At 40.4% G+C, this 938-nt stretch carries 2 protein-coding genes; both read right to left on the bottom strand.

Translation table 11 applies throughout. The features are described 5' to 3' along the window. Positions 1-332, bottom strand: a 332-nt coding sequence (locus HC175_RS15280; protein ID WP_235942638.1) for an enoyl-CoA hydratase-related protein, incomplete at its 3' end; no start/stop codon positions are given. A gap of 103 nt (positions 333-435) precedes the next feature. Continuing rightward, complete coding sequence (locus HC175_RS15275; protein WP_168025486.1) at positions 436-843, bottom strand: DUF2059 domain-containing protein; 408 nt, start codon at positions 841-843, stop codon at positions 436-438. Positions 844-938: the final 95 nt, after the last annotated feature.

Here is a 938-nt window from a genome sequence, read left to right as displayed (position 1 = left end):
AACCTAATCAACCTTTGCACTTCCAGGATGTTTAACCGGTGCATTCCATCCTCACCTACATAACCCTGATGACCACGGGCTTTTTGGTCGCCTCCACTGCAAAAGCTGTAGATTCCGTCCTTAGGTGATGGTCCTTCCGCAGAAAGAAGCACTACTCCTATTGAAGTATCCTCCTGCGCATCGTAAAATGCATCGTACAATTCACTGGTCGTTTTTGGTCTGAAGGCATTTCTAACTTCCGGACGGTTAAAAGCAATTCGGGCTACCCCGTTGCTTTTTTTATAGGTGATATCTTCGTATTCTTTTGCGGTTTTCCAATCAATTGTAGGCATATCATAAAAATTTCAAGTAAAAGTAAAGCTTTCCCGGAAGAAAGGCGAATAAAAAAAAGTCCGCCTGGAGGGACGGACCTTGCTATAAAAACTTTTAGAATTTCTACTGCTGCATATATTTCATCATAATTGGCTGCAGTTCCTGACCCCACTGTTGACCTATTTCCATTCCTTTTCTGGTAAGTTCAGGTGTGATCTCTCTCATTTTCTTCCCTACCGGAGTGTGGTAAAATGCGAGGATCTCATCAATTTCGGCTTCTGTAAATGCTTCTGTATAAACCTGAGCCATTTGTCCATAAAGACTTTCCAGGCTTGTGGTCACTTCCTCCTTAAAGGCTTTTCTGTTATCCTCTGGCACCATCTTTACAATTGGATCCAACATAACGTCAAATTGCTGCCCCGAGGTCATTTTAATAAGTTCAATTGCTTTTTGGTGAAGGTCAGTTTTTTCCTGGGCCTGAGAATGGAATCCGATAAAGATCAGGAACAGGAAGAATAATGCTTTTTTCATTGTGAAGGTTTTATTTGTTTGCTGTAAAAATAAAATTAAATTTCAGGATTTAAAGTTTCAGTAGTAATTCTAATAAGAAATTTGCATGCCGGGCT

This window comes from Salinimicrobium oceani (assembly GCF_012037645.1).
Note: the sequence above shows the minus strand (reverse complement) of the source record. Positions and strands in the feature narration are given on the sequence as shown.